Origin of the sequence: Streptococcus sp. 116-D4 (assembly GCF_009731465.1) — a bacterium.
Lineage (GTDB): Bacteria > Bacillota > Bacilli > Lactobacillales > Streptococcaceae > Streptococcus > Streptococcus pseudopneumoniae_E.
This window is the reverse complement of sequence record NZ_AP021887.1, coordinates 640276-661592: the sequence shown is the minus strand read 5'-3', so window position 1 is coordinate 661592 and position 21317 is coordinate 640276. Positions and strand designations below refer to the sequence as shown.

Below are 21317 nucleotides of genomic sequence, written 5' to 3'. Positions count from 1 at the left end.
TTATTTACTTGTTTAATGTGATTGGCTTTCCAGCATTTCCACATAGTCAATCGCGACACAGAGGGAAATGACTAGATCTGCATAAGCGTCTTCAAGAACCGTTACGGTATAGGTAGAGGTCAAATGGAAGAGTTCCTTCTTAATTTCCGCAATCAGCTGATCGCGATCATCCAGCAATTTGAAATCCAAATCCCAGATATTACCCTCGATACGAAGACCTAAATTATCAAACTCATACTTATCTCGCCAAAAGGTCAACTTCTTACGAATGACAAAACTCGAGCCATCCCGAAGCTGAATCTCAAAACGAGGAAGCAAGGTCAAGATTTCTTTACTGATCTGACTGACCTGTTCACCATTATCATCATAGATGGTAAAAGTTTTGGGAATCTTAAAGAATGATCCCTCTACCTGATAGGCGATTTCTCCCCTGTCGTCCTTGATAGCGAAGCGTTCGCCTCCAAGACGAAACTTTTGTTTGACAAGAAATGTTTTCATCAACACCTCCAAAAAATCAAAAGACAAGCTCATATCACGAAGGGCGAAAAACCGCGGTACCACCTTCATTCAATGAACTTGTCATTCTCTTGTTCTTATGCAATTGTATGATTGAGTAGCATGACTTCCTAGCTTAGATGGCTCGCAGCACCGCCATTTCTCTGGACTAAGACAACTGAAAATCAATTCTCAACTTTCTTATTATACCGTTTTTTTAAGCTTGCGTCAACTGGAAATGATCTCCATTTAATCAGACCTATTCCCTACATCTCAGATTACTTTTTCAGAATATACTTTTTCTTACTGCCATTTTTCTTTTTATCCCAACTTTTATCCCAAGTTTTCGAATGTTTCATAATAAAAGACACCAAATTATTTAGTTTTGGTGTCTTTTATCTGCTCTCTAAATATTTTAAAGTTATTTATTTCTTAATATTTTTTACTATTAAAAAAATGATGATTAGAAAGAGAGTTATAGTAAGAGCGACTGTCATCAAACCAAATATTCCCATTTTACTTCACCAGTGTAACTAGATAGTCTGCGTCGAGCTCTGCTCGAAGAGCTCCGTCCCAACTTGGGCCGTTAATCCAAGGAACACCGAGTTGAAATGTGAAATATGCTGTTGCTCTCCTATTACTTTCATGCACTAAATTTGCGGAGTCTACGCCTACTAGATGGAAATACCATAAATCATATGCGCTGGTAATGTTACGAGTATCTATTGTGATATAGAAGCCACAGTTAAATATCCCGCGTCTGTAACTTATATGATAAGTTCCGTTATTAGCTTTTTCACTACCAACTTGTGCCCATCTAAAACCGGTTCGAGGTCCGTCAGCAACCTTTGTAACGGTAATTACATTTTCTTGCCCAGAATTATCTGTAAATACTTGTGTATCAGAATCCCCAACTTTCATTACTAAAGATGTTCTTGTTTCATAACTACCGTTATTGTCAATATTTTCATCTGCCTTTGTAGTTGAAAATGTTGTTAAAAACAATAAACTAGCAACTGCTGTTAAGAAAATCATAAAATTCTTTTTCATGATTTATTCCTCCTATCTTTTTTAAAAGCATAGAATATTTAGAGAGTTTCTTGTGTTTGTGTTTACGCTTACATTATACCATAAAATATTGTTATTGCAAAGAAAAAGAGTTAAAAAAACGAACCAGCGTGACTGATCCGTTTTCATACATCCTACTTCCGATACATTTTAAATTGTAGGAAGAGGTCGCTATATTTTCCTGTCCATTTATGGTCAAATTTCTCATAAACTTCTAGGTGTTTCATAGTTTCAGCATCAGGATAGAAGGCTTTGTCTTCTTTTTTCTCCTCTGGGAGCAATTCCTTAGCAGCATTATTTGGTGTTGAATAACCGACATACTCTGCATTTTTGAGAGCATTGTCAGGTTTCAACATAAAGTTGATAAAGGCATAGGCCGCATCCTGGTTCTTGACAGTCTTAGGAATGACCATATTGTCAAACCAGAGATTGCTTGCCTCTGTCGGTACGACATAGCGAAGATTTTCATTTTTCTCTAGCATTTGGCTGGCTTCACCTGAGAAGGTCACACCGATTGCAGCGTTGTTCTGAATCATGTAACCCTTCATCTCGTCCGCCACAATAGCCTTTATATTTGGAGTCAGTTTGTAGAGCTTGTCCACTGTCTCTTCCAACTGCTGGCTATCCTTGGAGTTGAGGCTGTAGCCTAGTGAGTTAAGACCTAAACCAAGCACTTCACGCGCCCCATCAAAGAGCATAATGGAGTTCTTATATTCTGGTTTCCAAAGGTCGTCCCAGTGTTCAGGCGCTTCATCTACCATGGTTTCATTGTAGACGATCCCCAAGGTTCCCCAGAAGTATGGAATAGAGTACTCATTGTTTGGGTCAAAGGACTGATTTAGAAACTCAGAACCGATATTCTCAATTCCCTCAATCTTGCTATAATCTAGCGGAACCAAGAGATCCTCATCCTTCATCTTGTTGATCATGTATTCACTCGGAATGGCAATATCGTAGGTCGTTCCACCCTGCTTGATCTTGGTATACATGGCTTCGTTGGAGTCAAAGGTCTCATACTGGACTTGAATTCCTGTTTCTTCTGTGAATTGCTCCAAGAGTTCTGGATCGATGTAGTCCCCCCAGTTGTAGATAACCAGTTTTTGACTATCTCGGCTATTGATTTTACTATCTAGATGAGTCGCAATTCCCCACAAAACCAGGATAATGGCTACAATTCCTGCTAAAAATGAATAGAGTTTTTTCATGCTTGCTCCTCCTTCTCACGTGAGATAAAGTAATAGCCAACAACCAGGATAATACTAAAGAGAAAGACAAGGGCAGACAGGGCATTGATTTCTAAGGAAATCCCCTTGCGAGCACGAGAGTAAATCTCGACGGATAGGGTTGAAAAGCCATTTCCCGTTACGAAGAAGGTCACAGCAAAGTCATCTAGCGAATAGGTGAAGGCCATGAAATAACCTGCTATGATAGACGGAGTCAGGTAAGGAAGCATGATTTCCTTGAACATCTGAAATTGACTGGCACCAAGGTCATAGGCCGCATGAATCATGTCATCGTTCATTTCCTTGAGACGAGGTAAGACCATCAAGACCACGATAGGGATGGAGAAGGCTACGTGACTAGAAAGAACTGTCAGAAAGCCAAGTGAAAACTTGAGTTGGGTAAAGAGAATCAAGAAGCTGGCACCAATCATAACGTCAGGCGCAACCATGAGGATATTATTGAGTGATAGAAAGGCTTCTTGGTATTTCTTACGAGACTGGTAGATGTAAATGGCACCAAAAGTCCCGATAATGGTCGCAATCAAGGCTGACAGGAAGGCCAAGAAAAAGGTCTGGGTGAGGATCAACATAAGGCGACCATCGCCAAACATAGTTTTAAAATGGCTCAAGCTAAAGCCTGTAAAGCTGTTCATATCATCCCCGGCATTGAAGGCATATCCGATCAGGTAAAAGATTGGCAAATAAAGGACGATAAAGACAAAGGCTAGGTAAAGATTTGATAATTTTTTCATCGTTCTCTCCTTTCCTTAGTCACCCACATAGTGATAAACATGGTCAGGATGAGAATCACACCGATAGTTGAACCCATACCGTAGTTGTCATTTGTCAGGAAGTTTTGCTCGATGGCAGTTCCCAGCGTAATAACACGGTTCCCACCAATCAAACGTGTCAACATGAAGAGACTCAAGCTTGGGATAAAGACAGATTGAACTCCGCTTCGCACCCCGTTCATAGACAGAGGGAAGATGACATGGCGGAAGGTTTCCCACTTAGTTGCACCGAGGTCATAGCTGGCATTAATGAGATTGTTATCCATATCATCCAAAACATTGAAGATGGGCAAAATCATAAATGGAAGCTCGATATAGCTTGCGACAAAAATAAAGGAGAAATCGGTAAAGAGCAATTGCTGTGAACCGATTCCGATGAATTCCAAGAATTGGTTAATAGAACCATTTTGACCAAAAATCCCGATAAAGGCATAAGCCTTAAGGAGAAGATTGATCCAAGTCGGTAGGATAATCAGCATGAGCCAGAGTTGACGGTGCTTGAGACGGGTCAAAAAGAGGGCTGTTGGATAGCTAATCAAGAGTGTCACTAGAGTCACAACCCCAGCATAAAGAACCGAGTTGAAACTCATTTTAAGATAGGTCAAGTTTTGTGACACAAAATAGGATTTATAGTTTTCTAAACTGAACTGGCCTTCGATGTTGAAAAAGGATTGCCCAAAAATCAAGACCAAGGGTGCCAGGACAAAGAGCGCAATCCAAAGCATGTAGGGCACTACAAAGAGTTTAGAGGTTGTTTTCTTCATCTCTTTCCTCCTCGATCGCGTTAATCAGACCTGCTTCTTGCTCTTCAATTTCTACGTATTCTTCGATACGAGCATCGAACTCTTCTTCTGTTTCATTGAGACGCATGATGTGGATGTCTTCTGGTTCAAAGTCCAGACCGATTTCCTCACCCACGATGGCCTTACGAGTTGAATGGATCATCCATTCATTGCCAAGTTCATCATAAGCGATAATCTCATAGTGAACCCCACGGAAAAGCTGGGTATCGACCTTAACTTGAAGCTTGCCTTCTTCAGGAAGGGTAATGCGCAAGTCCTCTGGACGAATCACGACTTCAACTGGCTCATTTGGCTTCATCCCACCGTCGACCGCTTCAAATCGTTTGCCATTGAACTCGACCAAGTAGTCCTCAATCATGGTTCCTGGCAGGATATTGGATTCACCGATAAAGGTTGCAACAAAGTGGTTGATTGGCTCGTCATAGATGTCAACTGGTGTTCCTGACTGGACAATCTCGCCATCATTCATGACAAAAATCCAGTCACTCATGGCCAAGGCTTCTTCCTGATCGTGAGTAACAAAGACAAAGGTAATACCCAAGCGTTGTTGCAGTTCACGCAGCTCGTATTGCATGTCTGTTCGCAATTTTAAGTCCAGCGCTGACAAAGGCTCGTCCAAGAGAACTACACGGGGTTGGTTGATAATCGCACGCGCAATAGCCACACGCTGACGTTGTCCTCCAGATAACCTACGGATAGAACGCTTTTCATATCCTTCAAGCTGTACCATCTTGAGAACTTCTAAGACACGTTTTTCGATTTCTTTTTTATCGACCTTTCGCAATCGCAATGGAAAGGCAACATTTTCAAAGACATTCATGTGCGGGAACAAGGCGTAAGATTGGAAGACCGTATGGACGTCTCGCTTATTGGTTGGGATATCATTTATGCGGACACCGTCCAGTAAAATATCTCCTGTCGTCGCATCCAGCAAACCTGCAATAATGTTTAGGATGGTTGATTTCCCAGAACCAGATGCGCCTAGAAGGGTATAAAATTTCCCCTCTTCCAACTCAAAGTTGATATCTTTGAGAACCTTGGTGTTGCTGTCTTCAAAAACTTTAGATACGTTTTTGAATTCAATAATTGGTTTTTTCAATTGGCATTTATTCCTTCTTTTTCATAGATTAACAGATCAGGGCTCTGTCAGGCCGCCACTACCTCTTGCAGAGTGTAAAACCACCTGCATACATCAGTACTAACGATAGGCTTTCACCCCCTTCCATGACATAGCAACAGCTTTTCAACTACAGCTTCTTACTTGCTTTCACCTAAAATACGGACTTCTCTCTCAAGAGTAACGCCAGAGTGTTCCTTGACTTTTTCAATCACAGACTCAATCAAGTCCTCGTAGTCTTTAGCCGTTCCGTCAGCAACATTGATCATAAAACCTGCGTGTTTTTCTGAGACTTCGACACCACCAATACGATAGCCTTTCAAGCCAGCTTCTGAAATTAATTGACCTGCAAAATGACCAACAGGACGCTTAAAGACCGAACCACAAGATGGATATTCTAAAGGTTGCTTGAGTTCACGGAGGTGCGTCAAACGGTCCATTTCTTGCTTGATGATCTGATGGGTTCCTGGAGCAAGGGCAAATTTAGCTGACAAGACAACTGCACCAGACTCTTGAATGGCTGAGTGGCGATACCCGAAAGCCAAGTCCTGGGCAGACATGGTCTCGATTTCTCCATCCTTGGTCAAGACCTGACAAGACTGTAAGATGTGGGCAATCTCGCCACCATAGGCTCCCGCATTCATAAAGACAGCACCACCGACACTCCCTGGAATGCCACAAGCAAACTCAAAACCAGTCAAACTATGACGGAGGGCAATGCGAGTTGTTTCAATCAAGTTGGCACCAGCTTCAGCTTCAATGGTATAGCCATCAACGGAAACGTTATTGAGCTTGTCACACAAGATGACAAATCCACGAATCCCACCATCACGAACAATAATGTTGCTAGCATTTCCAAGAACCATCCAAGGGATATTTTCTTGATTTGCAAATTTAACAACGCGAGCCAACTCAAAACGGTTTCGTGGAAAGACCAAATAATCAGCCTCTCCACCTACTTTTGTATAACTATAGCTATGCAAGGGTTCTTTGAAACGGATATCGATTCCTTCCAAGATTTCAAGCATTTTTTCTCTTACTGACATGTCACTCTTCCTTTTACAAAATTCATTCCATTATACCATTTTTAGAGACATTTGACGACCCTAAAAAATCTTGGACTTATTTTAAACAAAAAAGAGGTTTTCCCTCTTTTTATGATTTTTTGCAAAAGATAGCCTTTGTTCCATAGGCAACCAGAACGAGCTCAAGTGCTAAGAGCATTTCAACCAAGACTGGATTTGTCAACCAGCCAACTTGGGCAAGAGATGGAGCCAGGTCAAAGAAGGCATGTAGGCCATAGGCTGCTAGGAGGTAAATCCATTTCTTCTGGCGAACAGCTTGGTAAACCCAAACAGTCAAGAGTACTTGGAAACCTAGGGCCAGGATTCGCTCAAAACCAAGCAAATAAATCTGCCAGACTGATAGCGACTGAATAGTTTTCAACATATTTTCAGACAGCAATTGCATGACCTGTGGATTCTGAGTTTGAACTGCTGAAAGCACGATGTAAAGATTGATCAAACTAGTAAGACCTAGGAAAATCAACTCCAAGCCACCATGCCCTAACCCATAAGCCAAGGCATCTGCCCTTTCCAAACTTCTCTTTTTCTCCAACCATTTGAAGAAAACAAGACGAGCAGTTTCCTCAAAAAAGGCTGCCATGGCTAAACCATAGATAATATAGAGAAGTGGGTGGTCTTGCAAGAGGGCAATACTACCGTCTTTTTGAGGATGCAAAACCAATAAATGCACCAGTTTTTCCAAAATCTGAGAAGAGACAAAGAAGGCAATCGCCCCCAAGCCCAAGACAGCCAGATTGATCTGGTATTTCTTTTTGGCATACCAAATACTTCCTAGCAAGAAAGCCAGTAACAGCACCATGGTAATGATAATATGAATAGTCATTTTCTTCTCCTATTCTGCCTTTTCAATATCTTTTTTCATCTCGTCAACATTGAACTTAGCAAACAAGTATTGACGATCTTGGACTGGGAAACGTTGGTCCAACTGGTCAACCGCTCCCACCTCGACAATCCCTTCCTTGATGACAAAGTCCATGACATGACCACCAAAGGTCAAATCATCTGAGATAAAGTGGAGATGGTAACCTGCCACACTAACCCCTTGGAAAATCTCTGGCGTCCAGAAACCAACGATGGTCCCCGCCACATTGTCTCGACTATATTCAGGCTGATGAGTTGCGACCTCAGCAAACTTGGTATCTGGTGTTGACTTAGGAATCATGCGCACATGCATATGTAAAAATTCCCCACGAATCTTAATAGAACGGAAAAGATTTTCCCCATCATAATAAGACTCGATTCGTTCTTCCAATTCCTTATCTGTCATCTCAAAGCGCTGGCGGAAAATAACCTCTGCCTGATGCGGTACTACTGCTGCATAAGGAATAAGGGCATCTGGTGATACTTCTACAATCTCTGGCTGATCTCCTGACCCTTTGGCCTGATAAGCCTTGCCATCCAAGACAATCAATTCTCCATCAATGGAATCCAAGGTTCCCAAACCAAGGTCACCATGCTCTAGCAATTCTCCTACTGTCATGGTACCACCATAAAGACCAGCCATCAAGGCTCCAAGGGTATTGTATTGAAATAATTTCACTGGTTCTTGCACTTTTTATCTTTTCTCTTTCTTGTCTGTTATTTTATAAATCTTACTCCTAAGTATACCACATTTGCCCCTAGATGTGAACGAGAGAAACATTCTAGACATTGCCAAGAAGGAAAAAAAAAGGTACAATGTAACAAAATCAAGGGAGGTCTGGAATGAAGAAACAAAGCAAGTACCAAGAGGTTGTTTCCTATCTGAAAAATGGTATCGAGTCTGGACGCTTTCCGACGGGTAGTCTGAGATTTTGACAGAAACAAAACTTGAACTAGCACAACAACCCCTAAGGAACACACTTCCCTAGGGGTCACTTTTTATTTAACTAAATCATTATTTATTTTTTGTTCCTAGTAAACATAAATATTGTATTAATAATTGCAAAAATAAATGCAAATAAAAGGATTTTCCAAAGGATAAATTTTTGTAACACTAAATACGCATATACAAATCCAATCAAAAAGCTAATAATCGCATCTTTAATAAGAAATTTTTTATCACGCATTATTCCATACCGCACTGAACTGCCCAAATAGCCAATTGACCAGCAATGATATAAATATTTGTTTTAAGTCCATTAGCTTTAACAAATCTTAGTACCACTTTAGCTAATTCTGACCAAGCCTTCTTCTGCGCATACTTAACAATTAGCGAAACATTGATCATAGCAAAAAATTCATCTCGTATTTTTCCTGCTATACATCCTCCCATCTCATCCCAAGGGACTCTGTCATAGGGATTATTAATATTAGTTTCTAATTCATTTTCCGCAAAAGCAATATCTTTTTGAGAAAAGTTTTTATAAACATATTCAGTAAAATTTTTTTCATTAACTCCATTTCTAAACATTTGTTCAAGAACATTGGCTACATCATCGATTTGTTTTTGTTCTTGAGTACTAATTTCAGAAACTTCCGTGGTAGTTACATCATCAGCAAATACTCTAACAGAAGCTATAGAAGGAGACATAATAGAAAATAGTGATAATACAACAAGAGCTGAAGTTACAATTTTTTTAAATTTCATAAAAAACACTCCATTCAAGTCACAAATATATATTACTGATAAAATAACTTGATTTTCTGATTTAAAACTCCTTTCTAACAAGTTATTCGTATACTTTTATTTTTCAATTCTATTATATCACAACAAGAAAACGGTTTCAAGTATTTTGCTAAAAATATGTGCAAGTAATAAGGGAAAATTAGCATGAAAACTTTTTAAAACAAATCAACCCCAGATAAAAATACACATTTTATTTTAAAGAGAAAAAAGGGTACGAAAAACTGTCACATCTGCATTTGATTGCTCTTTGATTTCAAAAAAGTATTAAAGATGGGAATATACCACATTTGCCCCTAGATGTGAACGAGAGAAACACCCTAGACATTGCCAAGAAAGAAAAAAAAGGGTACAATGTAACAAAATCAAGGGAGGTCTGGAATGAAGAAACAAAGCAAGTACCAAGAGGTTGTTTCCTATCTGAAAAATGGTATCGAGTCTGGACGATTTCCGACGGGAAGTCGCCTGCCCTCTATCCGTCAACTGAGCCTTGACTTTCACTGTAGCAAGGACACTATTCAACGCGCCCTGCTGGAATTACGGCACGAACAATACCTCTATGCCAAACCCCAGAGTGGCTACTATGTCCTAGAACAAGGACAACACCAGGACCTAGAAATCGAGGTTACCGACGAACATGCCAGCGCCTATGACGATTTCCGACTCTGTGTCAATGAAACCTTGATTGGCCGGGAGAACTACCTCTTCAACTACTATGACAACCAAGAAGGTTTAGAGGACCTAAGACAATCCATTCATAAACTCCTCTTTGACCAAGCTCTCTACTGCAAGGCTGACCAACTGGTACTGACTTCTGGAACCCAGCAAGCCTTGTTTATCCTCTCTCAAATATCCTTTCCTAGCCAAGCAAAGGAAATCTTGGTAGAACAGCCGACCTACCATCGGATGAATCGCCTCTTGATTGCCCAAGGTCTGGACTATCAAATGATCGAACGAGGCATTGAGGGGATTGACTTGGAAGAACTGGAAGGCCATTTTAAGACAGGAAAAATTAAGTTTTTCTATACCATTCCTCGTTTTCACTATCCTCTGGGGCATTCCTATTCAGAGCAGGACAAACGGGCTATTCTTGACTTAGCTGCCAAGTATGGTGCCTATATCGTGGAGGACGACTATTTGGGGGATTTGGACTCCAAGAAGGGTCAGACCTTCCACTATCTAGATACAGAGGAGCGAGTCATTTATATCAAGTCCTTCTCAACCAGCCTTTTTCCAGCCCTGCGGATTACGGCACTCATTCTGCCAAATGCTATCAAAGAAGCCTTTGTAGCCTACAAAAATATCCTAGATTACGACAGCAATCTCATCATGCAAAAGGCCCTGTCACTCTATATTGACAGTCAATTGTTTGAGAAAAACCGTTTGGCTCGCTTGTCCAATCAGGAAGACTACCAAAAACAAATCGAGGAAAGACTAGCTAACACTCCTTGTCCCCTTCCTCATTATCCCCTACACGATGGTTTATTACTTGATCTCAGACAGTACCCTAAAATAGCCAGCCTAAAACACAGCCAACTGGGCTTGGACTTCTTTGAGAAGGCTTACTTGGATGCCTGCCCTTATCAATTTGCCAAGGTGTCCCTAGAAAATCTGGAAAAGGTTTTAAAGTATTTAAAAGCAGAATTGGATTGACTTCCAACTCTGCTTTTTTCTCATTGTTCAACTTCAGTTAAGCTTGCTGCTTTTTCAAGATAGCTTTGGTAGGTACCGTCATCCTTGAGTTTTTGGATGACCTTGTCCACCACTTCTTTCAAATCAGCACTATTTTTTCTAAGGGCAACTGCGTTGGCTTCGCCGTCCTTCATCTTCAAGCTGACGGTTGCCACAGCTAGGTCGGCGTTTTTAGCAGCATAGCTAAGGGCAACAGGCTCATCCATGTGAACAGCATCTACTTTTCCAGCCTGCAATTCATTGACTGCTTCCCCCATATTGGTTAGGGAAGTCAGCTGAGCTTTTGGCAATTGTTCCTTGACCATTGATTCAGGAACAGTCCCTTTTTGGGCTGCAATATTAGCACTTTCAAGGCTAGTTAAATCCTTGTATTTTTCTACATCAGACTTACGAACCAAGAAACTAATCTTGTTTTCATAGTAAGGGATTGAAAAATCAAAAACTTCTTTTCTCTCGTCAGTAGCACTAATTCCTGCAACCGCTAGGTCAGCCTTACCAGTTTGAAGACTGGTCAAGACATTGTCAAAACTCATGCTTGAAATTTCCAACTTCACCCCGAGTTCATCAGCAATAGCTTGGGCCATATCAATGTCCGCACCAACTATCTGATTTTTCCCGTCAACCAAGGCTTGGAATTCAAAAGGTGCATAATCAGGACTAGTCGCCACAACTAATTTCCCCTTTTGCTTAATGGCCTCAACAGCTGACTGAGAACCATTAGAACCCGACTGGCAAGCCACTAAGAAGAAACTTGCAAGAAAACTACATAAAACAAATATCCATTTTTTCGATTTCATAAATAAACAACCTCTCTGTTAATTTTGTATAATTATAACGCTATCCAAGTTACTTGTCAAGTAATTTTTGAATTTTTATCTTAAAAATATTTTTTTCATTCAAGAAAAGGAGCTATATATTAATTCCAAGCTCCTTTTTATACAGAATGAATCTGTTTTATAGTTCGACAATCTTACCTGTTTCAAAGTAAACAACCCATTCACAGATATTTTTTGCGTAGTCTCCGATACGCTCCAAGAAAGAAATGACTTGGAAGTAATCACGACCTGTAACAATGGCATCAGGATTTTTCTTGATTTCTTCTGTAGCCAAGTCACGAATGGTATCAAAGTAATGGTTGATTTTTTCATCCTTTGCTGCTACTTCATAGGCCTGATCCACCGAACCATTCAGATAGAGTTCAAGAGCAGCTTCAACGAAGTTCTTGACATCGCGACCCATCTTTTTGATTTCTTCTTCAACAGCAGGGATACGTTGCTCCCCCTTCATACGAATGGCTGCTTTTGCAATGGAAACAGCATGGTCACCCATACGTTCCAAGTCAGATACGGCTTTTAAGACTGTTAGAACAGTACGCAAATCTTGAGAAACAGGTTGTTGAAGGGCAATCATTTCAAATGATTTCTTCTCCAATTTCACTTCGTATTCGTTTACCTCTGCATCGTCTTCGATGACTTCCTTGGCCAAATCACGGTCATGCGTAATAAAGGCACGCACTGTACGATTGATTTGGGATAGCACTTCTTGTCCCATAGCATAGAACTGGTTGTGCAATTTCTCTAAATCTTCCTCAAATTGAGAACGTAACATCATTTATCTCCTTATCCAAATTTTCCTGAAATATAATCTTCTGTTTCCTTGTGTTGTGGGCTGAGGAACATCTTCTTGGTATTGTTAAACTCGATTAAATCTCCATCTAGGAAAAATCCTGTCTTGTCAGAGATACGAGAGGCTTGTTGCATGGAACGCGTAACCAAGAGCATGGTGTATTTATCTTTTAGAGCATACAAGGTTTCCTCAATCTTCCCAGCCGAGATAGGGTCCAAGGCTGAAGTCGGTTCATCCAAGAGGATGATTTTAGGACTGGTTGCCAAGACACGGGCAACACAAACACGTTGTTGTTGTCCACCTGAAAGCCCAATAGCTGAATCATGCAGGCGATCCTTGACCTCATCCCAGATAGAAGCTCGTTGTAGGGCTTTTTCTACCGCTTCATCCAGAACCTGCTTATCCTTAACTCCATTGATACGAAGCCCGTAAACAACATTTTCGTAGATAGACATAGGGAAGGGGTTTGGTTGTTGGAAAACCATACCGATTTCCTTCCGCAATTCAACCGTATCAGCACGTGGGCTGTAGATGTTGTGGCCGTTGTATACCACTGAACCAGTTGTGGTTACCTCTGGATTGAGGTCTCCCATACGGTTGATAGCCTTGAGAAGGGTTGACTTCCCTGATCCAGATGGACCGATCAAGGCTGTAATTTCCTTAGGTTGGAAAGATAGGGAAACACTATTCAAGGCCTTTTTTTGATTGTAGTAAACGGACAGGTCTGACACCTGTAAAATCGCTTCTGTCATACTGTTTCCTTTCTATCCAAAGTGTCCTGTTACATAGTCATTGGTTGACTGTAGTTTGGCATTTTGGAAAATATTAGAGGTCTTATCATACTCAATCAAGTCACCCAAGTAGAAAAATCCTGTGTAATCACTAGCACGCGCAGCCTGCTGCATGCTGTGGGTCACGATGATAATGGTAAAGTCCTTCTTCAACTCCAACATAGTTTCTTCCAGCTGGGCTGTCGCAATCGGATCCAAGGCTGAAGCCGGCTCATCCATTAAGAGGATATCTGGTTTAACAGAGATAGCACGAGCGATACAGAGACGTTGCTGCTGACCACCTGATAGAGTCAAGGCTGACTTGTGCAAATCGTCTTTGACCTGGTCCCAAAGGGCAGCTTGACGAAGAGAAGTCTCCACAATTTCATCCAAAACTTGCTTGTCCTTAACTCCTGCACGTTCATGGGCAAAAGTGATATTGCGGTAGATAGACTTAGCAAAGGGATTTGGGCGTTGGAAGACCATTCCGATGTGCTTGCGCATCTCATAAACATTGATTTCTGGGCGGTTGACATCAATCCCTTGATAGAGAATTTGACCTGTGACCTTGGCAATATCAATGGTATCATTCATCCGATTGAGACTGCGGAGATAGGTTGATTTCCCTGAACCAGAAGGGCCAATTAAGGCCGTAATTTTATTTTTTTCAAATTGCATATCGATGCCCTTAATAGATTCATTTTTACCGTAGTAAACATGTAAATCCTTAGTAGAGAGGGCCACTTTCTCTTCAGGAAAGGTGATGATATGCTTTTCATCCCAATTATATTTTGACATGGCTTCTCCTTTAGGCAGCGGTTAATTTCTTATGTAGGTAGCTTCCGAGTTTGCGGGCTCCAAAGTTAAAGATGAGGATAAAGATGAGGAGCACGGCTGCAGAACCTGCTGATACGATGGTTCCATCAGGAATAGTACCTTCGCTATTGACTTTCCAGATATGGACAGCCAAGGTTTCTGCTTGACGGAAGATAGAGATTGGGCTGGTCACACTGAGAATATTCCAGTTAGACCAGTCAAGGGCTGGAGCGGATTGTCCTGCTGTATAGATAAGAGCAGCAGCCTCGCCAAAGATACGACCAGAGGCCAAGACAACCCCCGTCACGATACCTGGTAGAGCTTCTGGAATGACGACATGAACCACAGTCTCCCAACGAGAAATCCCAAGGGCTAAACCAGCCTCACGCTGCGTATGGTGAACATGTTTCAAACTGTCCTCAACATTACGAGTCATCTGAGGCAAGTTAAAGACTGTCAAGGCCAAGGCACCTGAAATAATTGAAAATCCATACTCAAACTGAACTACAAAGATCAAATAACCAAAGAGACCGACTACGACTGATGGCAGTGAAGACAAGATTTCAATACAGGTTCTGACAAAGTTGGTCACAGGACCTTTTTTAGCATACTCTGCTAGGAAAATCCCAGCTCCCATAGATAAGGGCACAGAGATAATCAAGGTAATAACCAAAAGGAAGAAGGAATTATAGAGCTGAATTCCAATCCCTCCGCCTGCTTGGTAAGAAGAGGATTTGCCAGTCAAGAAAGACCAAGAGATGTGGGGCAAACCACGAACCAAGATATAGAGAATCAAGGATGCCAAGATGGCAACGATAATTCCTGCAATTGAGTAGAGGACAGCTGTTGCAATTTTATCTAATTTCTTAGCGTGCATAGTTTTTCTTTCCTCTTTCTTTCGTAATCAATTTAATCACACTGTTAAAGGCCAAACTCATCAAGAGCAAGACTAAGGCCAGTGACCAGAGAACGTTATTATCAACTGTTCCCATAACAGTATTTCCTATCCCCATAGTCAACACAGAGGTCAAGGTCGCAGCAGGTGTTGTCAATGAAGTTGGGACAACGGCTGAGTTTCCGACCACCATCTGAATGGCCAAGGCCTCACCAAAGGCACGCGCCATCCCAAAGACCACTGCGGTGAAAATCCCTGAACGCGCTGCCTTCAAGGTCACGCGCCAAATGGTTTGCCAACGAGTGGCCCCCATAGCCAAACTAGCTTCGCGGTAGTGACGAGGCACCGCACGCAAGCTATCGGTTGTCATAAAGGTTACCGTCGGTAAGATCATGACAAAGAGAACGAAAATCCCTGACAAAATCCCAAAACCAGTTCCACCAAAGACACTACGAACAAAAGGAACTACGACCTGCAAACCGATAAATCCATACACGACTGAAGGAATCCCAACTAGGAGTTCAATAGCAGGTTGCAAAATCTTAGCTCCTTTTGGAGACACCTCTGTCATAAAGACTGCAGCCCCAATGGCAAATGGTGTTGCAATAAGAGCTGATAGGATGGTAACAATAAAGGAACCTAAAATCATGGGAAGAGCACCAAATTGTTTACCTGAAGGATTCCAAGTTTGTCCAAAAAGGAAATCAAAGATATTGACCCCGTTTACAAAGAAGGTCGACAAGCCTTTTTGAGCTACAAAAATCAAAATCATGGCCACAATGATAACAATCAAAGACAGACAGGCAAAGGTCAAGCCTTTTCCTAATTTCTCTAGACGAGAGTTCTTTGAGGGAGAAAGTAATTTTTTAGCTAATTCTTCTTGATTCATTATTGACTCCCTTCTAGCGCTGTCACCGTTCCTACAGCATCTTTTTCAACCTTCATTTCCTTGACAGAAATATAGCCCATCCCCTTAACGATTCCACTTTGCGCTTCATCAGAGAGGACAAAGTTGAGGAATTCTGCCACCAATTCGTCTGGCTGGCCTAAGGTGTACATGTGTTCATAAGACCACAAAGGCCAGTTATTGCTTGTAACATTTTCTGCAATCGGCTCATAGCCATTCAACTTCATGCGTTTCACCGAGTCATCCACATAGGCAAAGGCTAGGTAAGAAATGGCTCCTGGTGTCTGGGAAACAATGTTTTTGACCATCCCATTTGAATCCTGTTCTTGACTCTGCACGGCAGATTGACCATCCATGACAACACTATCAAAGGTTGCACGCGAACCAGAACTTGCTGCGCGGTTGATAATGGAAATGGCTAGGTCTTTCCCACCGACTTCTTTCCAGTTGGTCACTTGACCTGTGAAGATGCTACGGAGTTGTTCCGTTGTCAGATTTTCAGCATCAACTTCCTTGTTTACAATCACTGCCAAGCCCGCTACGGCTACCTTATGATCCACTAGAGCGGATGCGTTGATACCGTCTTTTTCCTCGGCAAATACGTCTGAATTTCCTACATCAACGGCTCCAGATTGAACCTGAGACAGACCTGTACCAGATCCTCCACCTTGGACGTTGACTGTTTTTCCAACGTGCATAGAGCCAAATTCATCTGCTGCTGCTTCGACCAAGGGCTGAAGAGCCGTTGAGCCAACAGCTGTCATGGATTCTCCACGATCAATCCAGCTGGCACATCCCGCCAAAGAACCTGCCAGCAAAAGAGCCGCAAGGGATAGAGCGAGTTTTTTCCTTTTTTTCACTGTTTTTCTCCTTGAAAATAATGGTGAATGCTGTGAATTTTTTCAACTATTTATTTATGTTTTTCTTTTGAAAATTGGGCGCCAACTGAAGTCTTTTGCTTAGTTTTACTAGTCATTTGCTCAATTGCCTTGCCCACCAATTTTGACTTAAAATGAAAGACAATTTAAAAAAATCCATACTTCCACTATAACATAGACAAGCTACTTTGACTAGCATTTTCACTTGAATCTGAGGCCTTTTGGAAAATAATTTTTCAAAACATTTCCAGTCACCTTAGCAAAGCCCAAACCATTTCCTTTAACTAAAACTTGGTACCAACCATTTGGCAGACTTTCCGCCAGCTGAACGGTTTCTCCAGCCACATACTTTACAAACGCTTCTTGGTCAATTTCAACCGACTGCTTGACCTGACTCGGTTTCAAGGCTAGACCAAGAGCAAAACTAGGCTCAAAGCGTTTCTTCTTAAAAGTGCCCAGATGCAGGCCATTGCGAGCAATCTTGAGTTTCCCTAAATCTGGCAAGAGTTCTGGCAAGAGATAGAGTTGATCACCAAAAGTCTGCAAGATTCCCCTTAGATTGATCTGCAAATGTTTTTGGGCAAATTCCTGCCACAAGGCAACTTGTTCTCTGCTGAGATTACTCTTACTTGCCTTATATTTAGGGGCTGGATTTTCCCCTTTAAATTGAAAATGAGCGACAAACTGACCCTCTCCCTTAAAATGATGAGGATACATCCGAGCTGTTTCTGGCAGATCAATACCAGCTACCATTCCATTAATATGCTCTACTGTTAGCAAATCAAAATCATACTCTTCTAGCAACCATTTGACAATCTCTTCATTTTCCTCAGGTGCCCAGGTACAGGTTGAATAAACCAAACGACCACCTTCTGCTAGCATGGCCACGGCATCTGCTAGAATTTCTCTTTGAAGACTGGCACATTGACTTGGATAATCTAAGCTCCAATAGTCCATAGCATCTGGTTGCTTACGAAACATTCCTTCACCCGAGCAAGGGGCATCGAGGATAATGAGGTCAAAATAGCCCTTAAAGACCTTGGCCAAACGGTCAGCAGATTCATTAGTTACCACAACATTTGTCGCTCCAAAGCGCTCCATGTTTTCTACTAAAATCTTAGCCCGTTTGCTTGAAATTTCATTAGAGACGAGAAGACCCTCCCCTGCTAGATAGGCTGCCAGTTGAGTTGATTTGCCACCCGGTGCAGCTGCCAAGTCCAAGACTTTCATACCAGGACTGGGCTGGGCTATCTGAGCCACCATTTGTGCAGCGGGTTCTTGCGAGTAAACCAACCCTGTAGCATGTTCCGGAGATTTCCCAGACACCTTACCATAGTGGCCCCAAGGGGTTTGAGGAATGGGATCAGAAAAGGAAACTGGCGCTTCTTTTAAAGGATTGACCCGAAAGGCCGAAACTGCTTCCTCCTCAAAAGAGGCAAGAAAATCTCTTGCCTCATCTCCTAGTATCTCTTCATATTTTTCAACAAATCCTTCTGGAAATTGCATCTAAGTTCTTTTCCTTTCGTAAATATAGGACTGAATTTCCTCCTGCATCTCAAGAGGTAGCATCATGACCGGCTGTCTGGTTTGAAAATTAGGAGTTTCACCAGAAAGAGTCACAACCCGATAGCCCAAACTTTCCCCTAAAATACTAGCGGCAGCATAATCCCATGGTTGCAGATAGGTAACATAGGTCAACAAACGCCCTGACAAAATCTTGGCAAAACTAATGGCCGCACTCCCATAGACACGAACACCAAGTACCGCTCGACTCAAATCAGCCAGCCCCCATTCATTGGTTTCCAGCATGCCGCTATTCCCTGCAATGAGAAAATCTCCAAGTGGTTTTGCTTTAAAGGGAGTTAAGGGCCTATCATTTAGACAAACTGGAAATTCTCCACCACCGTGATAACAATCTCCTTTGACCACATCATAAATCAGTCCAAACTGCCCCTGACCATTTTCAAAATAAGCCATCATAACAGCAAAATCTTCCTGCTGGGCGACAAAGTTATTGGTCCCATCAATTGGATCAATGACCCAGACCTTGCCCTCTTGAACCGAGGCTCGCAGACAACCTTCTTCAGCACAAATCTTATCCTCAGGATAACGAGACAAAATCTCACCAACCAAGAGTTCCTGAACTTCCTTGTCCAGTCTGGTCACCAAATCCGTTGGAGAGGACTTGGCTTCAACACACAAATCTTCCTGCATATGGTCAAGAATGTACTGGCCTGCTTTCTTAACCAGCTCTTTAGCAAATTTAAATTTACTTTCCAAGAGAAATCTTCCCTTCCCCTTTTTCCTTGGCAGCCTGAACTGCTCGGTAAAGCGAATAGCCACTAACTGTTTCAAATTCTCGTCCCAAACGTTTCTCTTCACTCTTGCTTGGCACAACCAACTTAAATCCCTTATAGGAGTCCAGTAACTTTTTAACCTCTACCTTGCCTTCATAGGCAGCTTCGACATCATTAAAAAAAGAAAGCACTGAAGCAAGTTCTTCAGTGCTCCACGACAAATCTAGTGGGTAACTATACTGTTTGTTCATTAACTAATACCAGCTCTCATTCTTGCTTCTTTTAGTTCTTGCTTACGGTAACTACGAGGGAGAAAAGCACGAATCTCATCTTCATTAAAACCGATCTGCATACGTTTTGCATCGATAATAATTGGGCGACGCAAAAGACTAGGGTACTGCTCAATCAAATGAAGCAATTCCGATACCGAAATACTTTCTACATCAATATCTAATTTTTGAAAAATTTTTGAACGAGTTGAAATGATGTCATCAGTACCATTTTCGGTCAAGGAAAGAATATGCTGCAATTCTTTTCTTGTTAAAGGACTAGTCATAATATTATGCTCCTCAAAAGGAACTTTATGCGTCTCTAACCAGGCCTTCGCCTTACGACATGAAGTACAGCTCGGTGATAGAAATAATGTAATCATGCTTTTCTCTTCTTATCTATACTTTGCTACTTCTATTATACAAAAAAATAAAGCGCTTGACTAGGTGTTTTTAGAAAAAAAACTATTTTTTCAAGAAAAATAAACTGTTCGCAAACGATTGACACAATTGGATTTGGTTTATTCACTCTTAACGATGATTTTAAATGATATACATTTTTATATAGAGCAATTAAAAACATCTTTCGTTTCACTTCCCACGACTTTTCAGGTACAGAAAACCAAAGAAGCTTTCATAGATGGCAAAAAAGAGGAGAAAGGCATGAAGGAAAAAGGTCTCTGGCAAAATCAGAATAACAGGATCCTTGGCTGGGTCAAAAAGCCAAGTATCATCTCCCACAAAGAGAATTTGATGGAAAAGGGTAAAGAATTGGTCAAAACCAATCAAAACTCCCCCAAGACCGAACAGAAAAGGGAAAACCACTAGAGTCAGAAGCCCTTTACTAAATAGAGACAAAAAGCCCTTTTTCACAATTCCTTTGACAAAGAAATAAAAACTTGGCAGTGTCACTAAAGCCACTAGCTGCACTAAGTGAAAGAGGTTCTTGACCACTGCGAAATGGTGCAGACCAGCTGTTGACGAACGAAAATCTGGCATCTGCAAGACCTGACTAAAAGGATTGGTCAGATAATTCATCAAAATATGAAAGTTGTACTGAATGGTTTCTGGTTTTAGATAAACCCGATCTGTTAAGTTCAGCCACTGAATTTCCAGCGGATAAAAAATCCAAGCCAAATAAATGGTCAGAAGGATTGAGAGGGAGAGGAGAAAGAGCATAGAGCTCCAAAAGGTCAGTTTAGTTTTCATCAAAATCCCACTCCGCAAGGCTAGAAACCACATGAGTCGGTGCGATTGGCAGGTCTGCTACTTCTTCTGCCTTGGTAAAACCTGTTGTCACCAAGAGCGTTGGAATAGCATTGTCAATCCCTGCTCGGATATCCGTCAGATAATTATCTCCGACCATGATTAACTCTTCACGTTCCAAACCTAAGTGCTCAACCGCCTTGTCCATAATGATGGCATTTGGTTTTCCAATATAAACAGGCTTCACTCGTGTTGCTACTTCAAGAAGGGTAATCAGTGAACCAGCACCTGGCAAAAGACCGCGTTCTGTCGGGATGTTGAGGTCAGGATTAGTTCCGATAAAATGAGCTCCCTTTTGGATAGCTAGAGTTGCTGTCGCAAATTTTTCATAGTCAACTTGCCAGTCTAGGCCTACTACCACATAGGCCGGATTGACCTTGTCTTCTACATAACCAGCCGCCTTGATGGCTTCCTTGAGCCCTGCTTCTCCGATGACATAGACGGTCTTATCAAGCCCCAAGTCGTTCATATAGTCGATAGTCGCCAAAGTCGCTGTGTAGACAGTCGACAGGGGCGTATCGATATTAAAATTCTGAGCTAGCATCTCCTGAACACTCTCTGGAGTGCGGGTTGTGTTGTTGGTCACAAAAAGATAAGGGATATCCCGCTTTTGCAATTCATGGACAAAAGCCTCTCCTGCTGGAATTCTGTCTTTCCCCTTATAAATGGTTCCATCTAAATCAATTAAATAGCCTTTATATTTCATCTATTTCT

At 41.6% G+C, this 21317-nt stretch carries 24 protein-coding genes; 1 reads left to right on the top strand and 23 read right to left on the bottom strand.

Going from position 1 to position 21317, the window contains the following annotated elements:
* Positions 1-12 precede the first annotated feature (12 nt).
* The 10 genes from UKS_RS03380 to UKS_RS03335 all read right to left on the bottom strand — a co-directional run bounded on the left by UKS_RS03380 (position 13) and on the right by UKS_RS03335 (position 9151).
* The gene (locus tag UKS_RS03380) at positions 13-498 is read right to left on the bottom strand and encodes an LURP-one-related/scramblase family protein (protein WP_138700324.1); all 486 of its coding nucleotides are present in this window, start codon (positions 496-498) and stop codon (positions 13-15) included.
* 513 nt (positions 499-1011) lie between these two features.
* Positions 1012-1545 carry a DUF5626 family protein gene (locus tag UKS_RS03375; protein WP_156011815.1) on the bottom strand — a complete coding sequence of 178 codons (534 nt, stop codon included), beginning with the start codon at positions 1543-1545 and terminating at the stop codon, positions 1012-1014.
* A 152-nt stretch (positions 1546-1697) separates the two neighbouring features.
* Positions 1698-2768 carry an ABC transporter substrate-binding protein gene (locus tag UKS_RS03370; RefSeq protein WP_156011814.1) on the bottom strand — a complete coding sequence of 357 codons (1071 nt, stop codon included), beginning with the start codon at positions 2766-2768 and terminating at the stop codon, positions 1698-1700.
* Positions 2765-3538: an ABC transporter permease gene (locus UKS_RS03365; protein WP_156011813.1), complete on the bottom strand. Its 774-nt coding sequence runs from the start codon at positions 3536-3538 to the stop codon at positions 2765-2767. Before UKS_RS03365 ends, UKS_RS03370 begins: the two co-directional genes overlap by 4 nt.
* Complete coding sequence (locus UKS_RS03360) at positions 3535-4341, bottom strand: ABC transporter permease (RefSeq protein ID WP_156011812.1); 807 nt, start codon at positions 4339-4341, stop codon at positions 3535-3537. Before UKS_RS03360 ends, UKS_RS03365 begins: the two co-directional genes overlap by 4 nt.
* Positions 4322-5479, bottom strand: coding sequence for an ABC transporter ATP-binding protein (locus UKS_RS03355; RefSeq protein ID WP_049495137.1), 1158 nt, complete (start codon positions 5477-5479; stop codon positions 4322-4324). The genes UKS_RS03360 and UKS_RS03355 overlap by 20 nt, the downstream gene beginning before the upstream one ends.
* Positions 5480-5637: 158 nt before the next feature.
* The gene (gene murB, locus UKS_RS03350) at positions 5638-6543 is read right to left on the bottom strand and encodes a UDP-N-acetylmuramate dehydrogenase (protein WP_156011811.1); all 906 of its coding nucleotides are present in this window, start codon (positions 6541-6543) and stop codon (positions 5638-5640) included.
* A 109-nt stretch (positions 6544-6652) separates the two neighbouring features.
* Positions 6653-7405 (bottom strand): YhfC family intramembrane metalloprotease, encoded by a 753-nt coding sequence (locus UKS_RS03345; RefSeq protein ID WP_156011810.1) that lies wholly within the window; start codon positions 7403-7405, stop codon positions 6653-6655.
* Positions 7406-7414: 9 nt separating this feature from the next.
* On the bottom strand, positions 7415-8086 hold the full coding sequence (gene budA, locus UKS_RS03340) for an acetolactate decarboxylase (protein ID WP_232049761.1): 672 nt from the start codon (positions 8084-8086) through the stop codon (positions 7415-7417).
* A 543-nt stretch (positions 8087-8629) separates the two neighbouring features.
* On the bottom strand, positions 8630-9151 hold the full coding sequence (locus UKS_RS03335) for a streptococcin A-M57 (protein ID WP_156011808.1): 522 nt from the start codon (positions 9149-9151) through the stop codon (positions 8630-8632).
* Between the two features lie 417 nt (positions 9152-9568).
* On the opposite strand from UKS_RS03335, the gene UKS_RS03330 reads away from it, so the two are divergent.
* A complete protein-coding gene (locus tag UKS_RS03330; RefSeq protein ID WP_156011807.1) occupies positions 9569-10840 on the top strand; it encodes an aminotransferase-like domain-containing protein in 1272 nt (423 codons plus the stop codon).
* 20 nt (positions 10841-10860) lie between these two features.
* On the opposite strand, the gene UKS_RS03325 is transcribed toward UKS_RS03330, so the two are convergent.
* The 13 genes from UKS_RS03325 to UKS_RS03265 all read right to left on the bottom strand — a co-directional run bounded on the left by UKS_RS03325 (position 10861) and on the right by UKS_RS03265 (position 21309).
* On the bottom strand, positions 10861-11676 hold the full coding sequence (locus tag UKS_RS03325; protein WP_156011806.1) for an ABC transporter substrate-binding protein: 816 nt from the start codon (positions 11674-11676) through the stop codon (positions 10861-10863).
* A 157-nt stretch (positions 11677-11833) separates the two neighbouring features.
* Complete coding sequence (gene phoU, locus UKS_RS03320) at positions 11834-12487, bottom strand: phosphate signaling complex protein PhoU (RefSeq protein ID WP_156011805.1); 654 nt, start codon at positions 12485-12487, stop codon at positions 11834-11836.
* Positions 12488-12498: 11 nt separating this feature from the next.
* A complete protein-coding gene (gene pstB, locus UKS_RS03315) occupies positions 12499-13257 on the bottom strand; it encodes a phosphate ABC transporter ATP-binding protein PstB (RefSeq protein WP_156011804.1) in 759 nt (252 codons plus the stop codon).
* A gap of 12 nt (positions 13258-13269) precedes the next feature.
* Entirely contained in the window at positions 13270-14073 is an 804-nt protein-coding gene (gene pstB / locus UKS_RS03310) for a phosphate ABC transporter ATP-binding protein PstB (RefSeq protein WP_000049848.1), read from the bottom strand.
* 10 nt (positions 14074-14083) lie between these two features.
* Complete coding sequence (pstA, locus tag UKS_RS03305) at positions 14084-14968, bottom strand: phosphate ABC transporter permease PstA (protein ID WP_000543046.1); 885 nt, start codon at positions 14966-14968, stop codon at positions 14084-14086.
* Positions 14958-15875 carry a phosphate ABC transporter permease subunit PstC gene (gene pstC / locus UKS_RS03300; RefSeq protein ID WP_049495124.1) on the bottom strand — a complete coding sequence of 306 codons (918 nt, stop codon included), beginning with the start codon at positions 15873-15875 and terminating at the stop codon, positions 14958-14960. Before pstC ends, pstA begins: the two co-directional genes overlap by 11 nt.
* The gene (locus UKS_RS03295; RefSeq protein ID WP_156011803.1) at positions 15875-16753 is read right to left on the bottom strand and encodes a phosphate ABC transporter substrate-binding protein PstS family protein; all 879 of its coding nucleotides are present in this window, start codon (positions 16751-16753) and stop codon (positions 15875-15877) included. The genes pstC and UKS_RS03295 overlap by 1 nt, the downstream gene beginning before the upstream one ends.
* A gap of 219 nt (positions 16754-16972) precedes the next feature.
* The gene (locus UKS_RS03290; RefSeq protein ID WP_156011802.1) at positions 16973-18277 is read right to left on the bottom strand and encodes an RsmF rRNA methyltransferase first C-terminal domain-containing protein; all 1305 of its coding nucleotides are present in this window, start codon (positions 18275-18277) and stop codon (positions 16973-16975) included.
* Positions 18278-19051, bottom strand: coding sequence for an inositol monophosphatase family protein (locus UKS_RS03285; RefSeq protein WP_156011801.1), 774 nt, complete (start codon positions 19049-19051; stop codon positions 18278-18280). It lies immediately after the preceding gene.
* Positions 19041-19319, bottom strand: a complete 279-nt coding sequence (locus UKS_RS03280) for a UPF0223 family protein (protein WP_156011800.1) — start codon at positions 19317-19319, stop codon at positions 19041-19043. The genes UKS_RS03285 and UKS_RS03280 overlap by 11 nt, the downstream gene beginning before the upstream one ends.
* Complete coding sequence (locus tag UKS_RS03275; protein WP_049495116.1) at positions 19319-19720, bottom strand: Spx/MgsR family RNA polymerase-binding regulatory protein; 402 nt, start codon at positions 19718-19720, stop codon at positions 19319-19321. Before UKS_RS03275 ends, UKS_RS03280 begins: the two co-directional genes overlap by 1 nt.
* Positions 19721-19928: 208 nt before the next feature.
* Positions 19929-20546: a TIGR01906 family membrane protein gene (locus tag UKS_RS03270; RefSeq protein ID WP_156011799.1), complete on the bottom strand. Its 618-nt coding sequence runs from the start codon at positions 20544-20546 to the stop codon at positions 19929-19931.
* Positions 20536-21309, bottom strand: coding sequence for a TIGR01457 family HAD-type hydrolase (locus UKS_RS03265; RefSeq protein WP_156011798.1), 774 nt, complete (start codon positions 21307-21309; stop codon positions 20536-20538). The genes UKS_RS03270 and UKS_RS03265 overlap by 11 nt, the downstream gene beginning before the upstream one ends.
* Between the last annotated feature and the right edge of the window lie 8 nt (positions 21310-21317).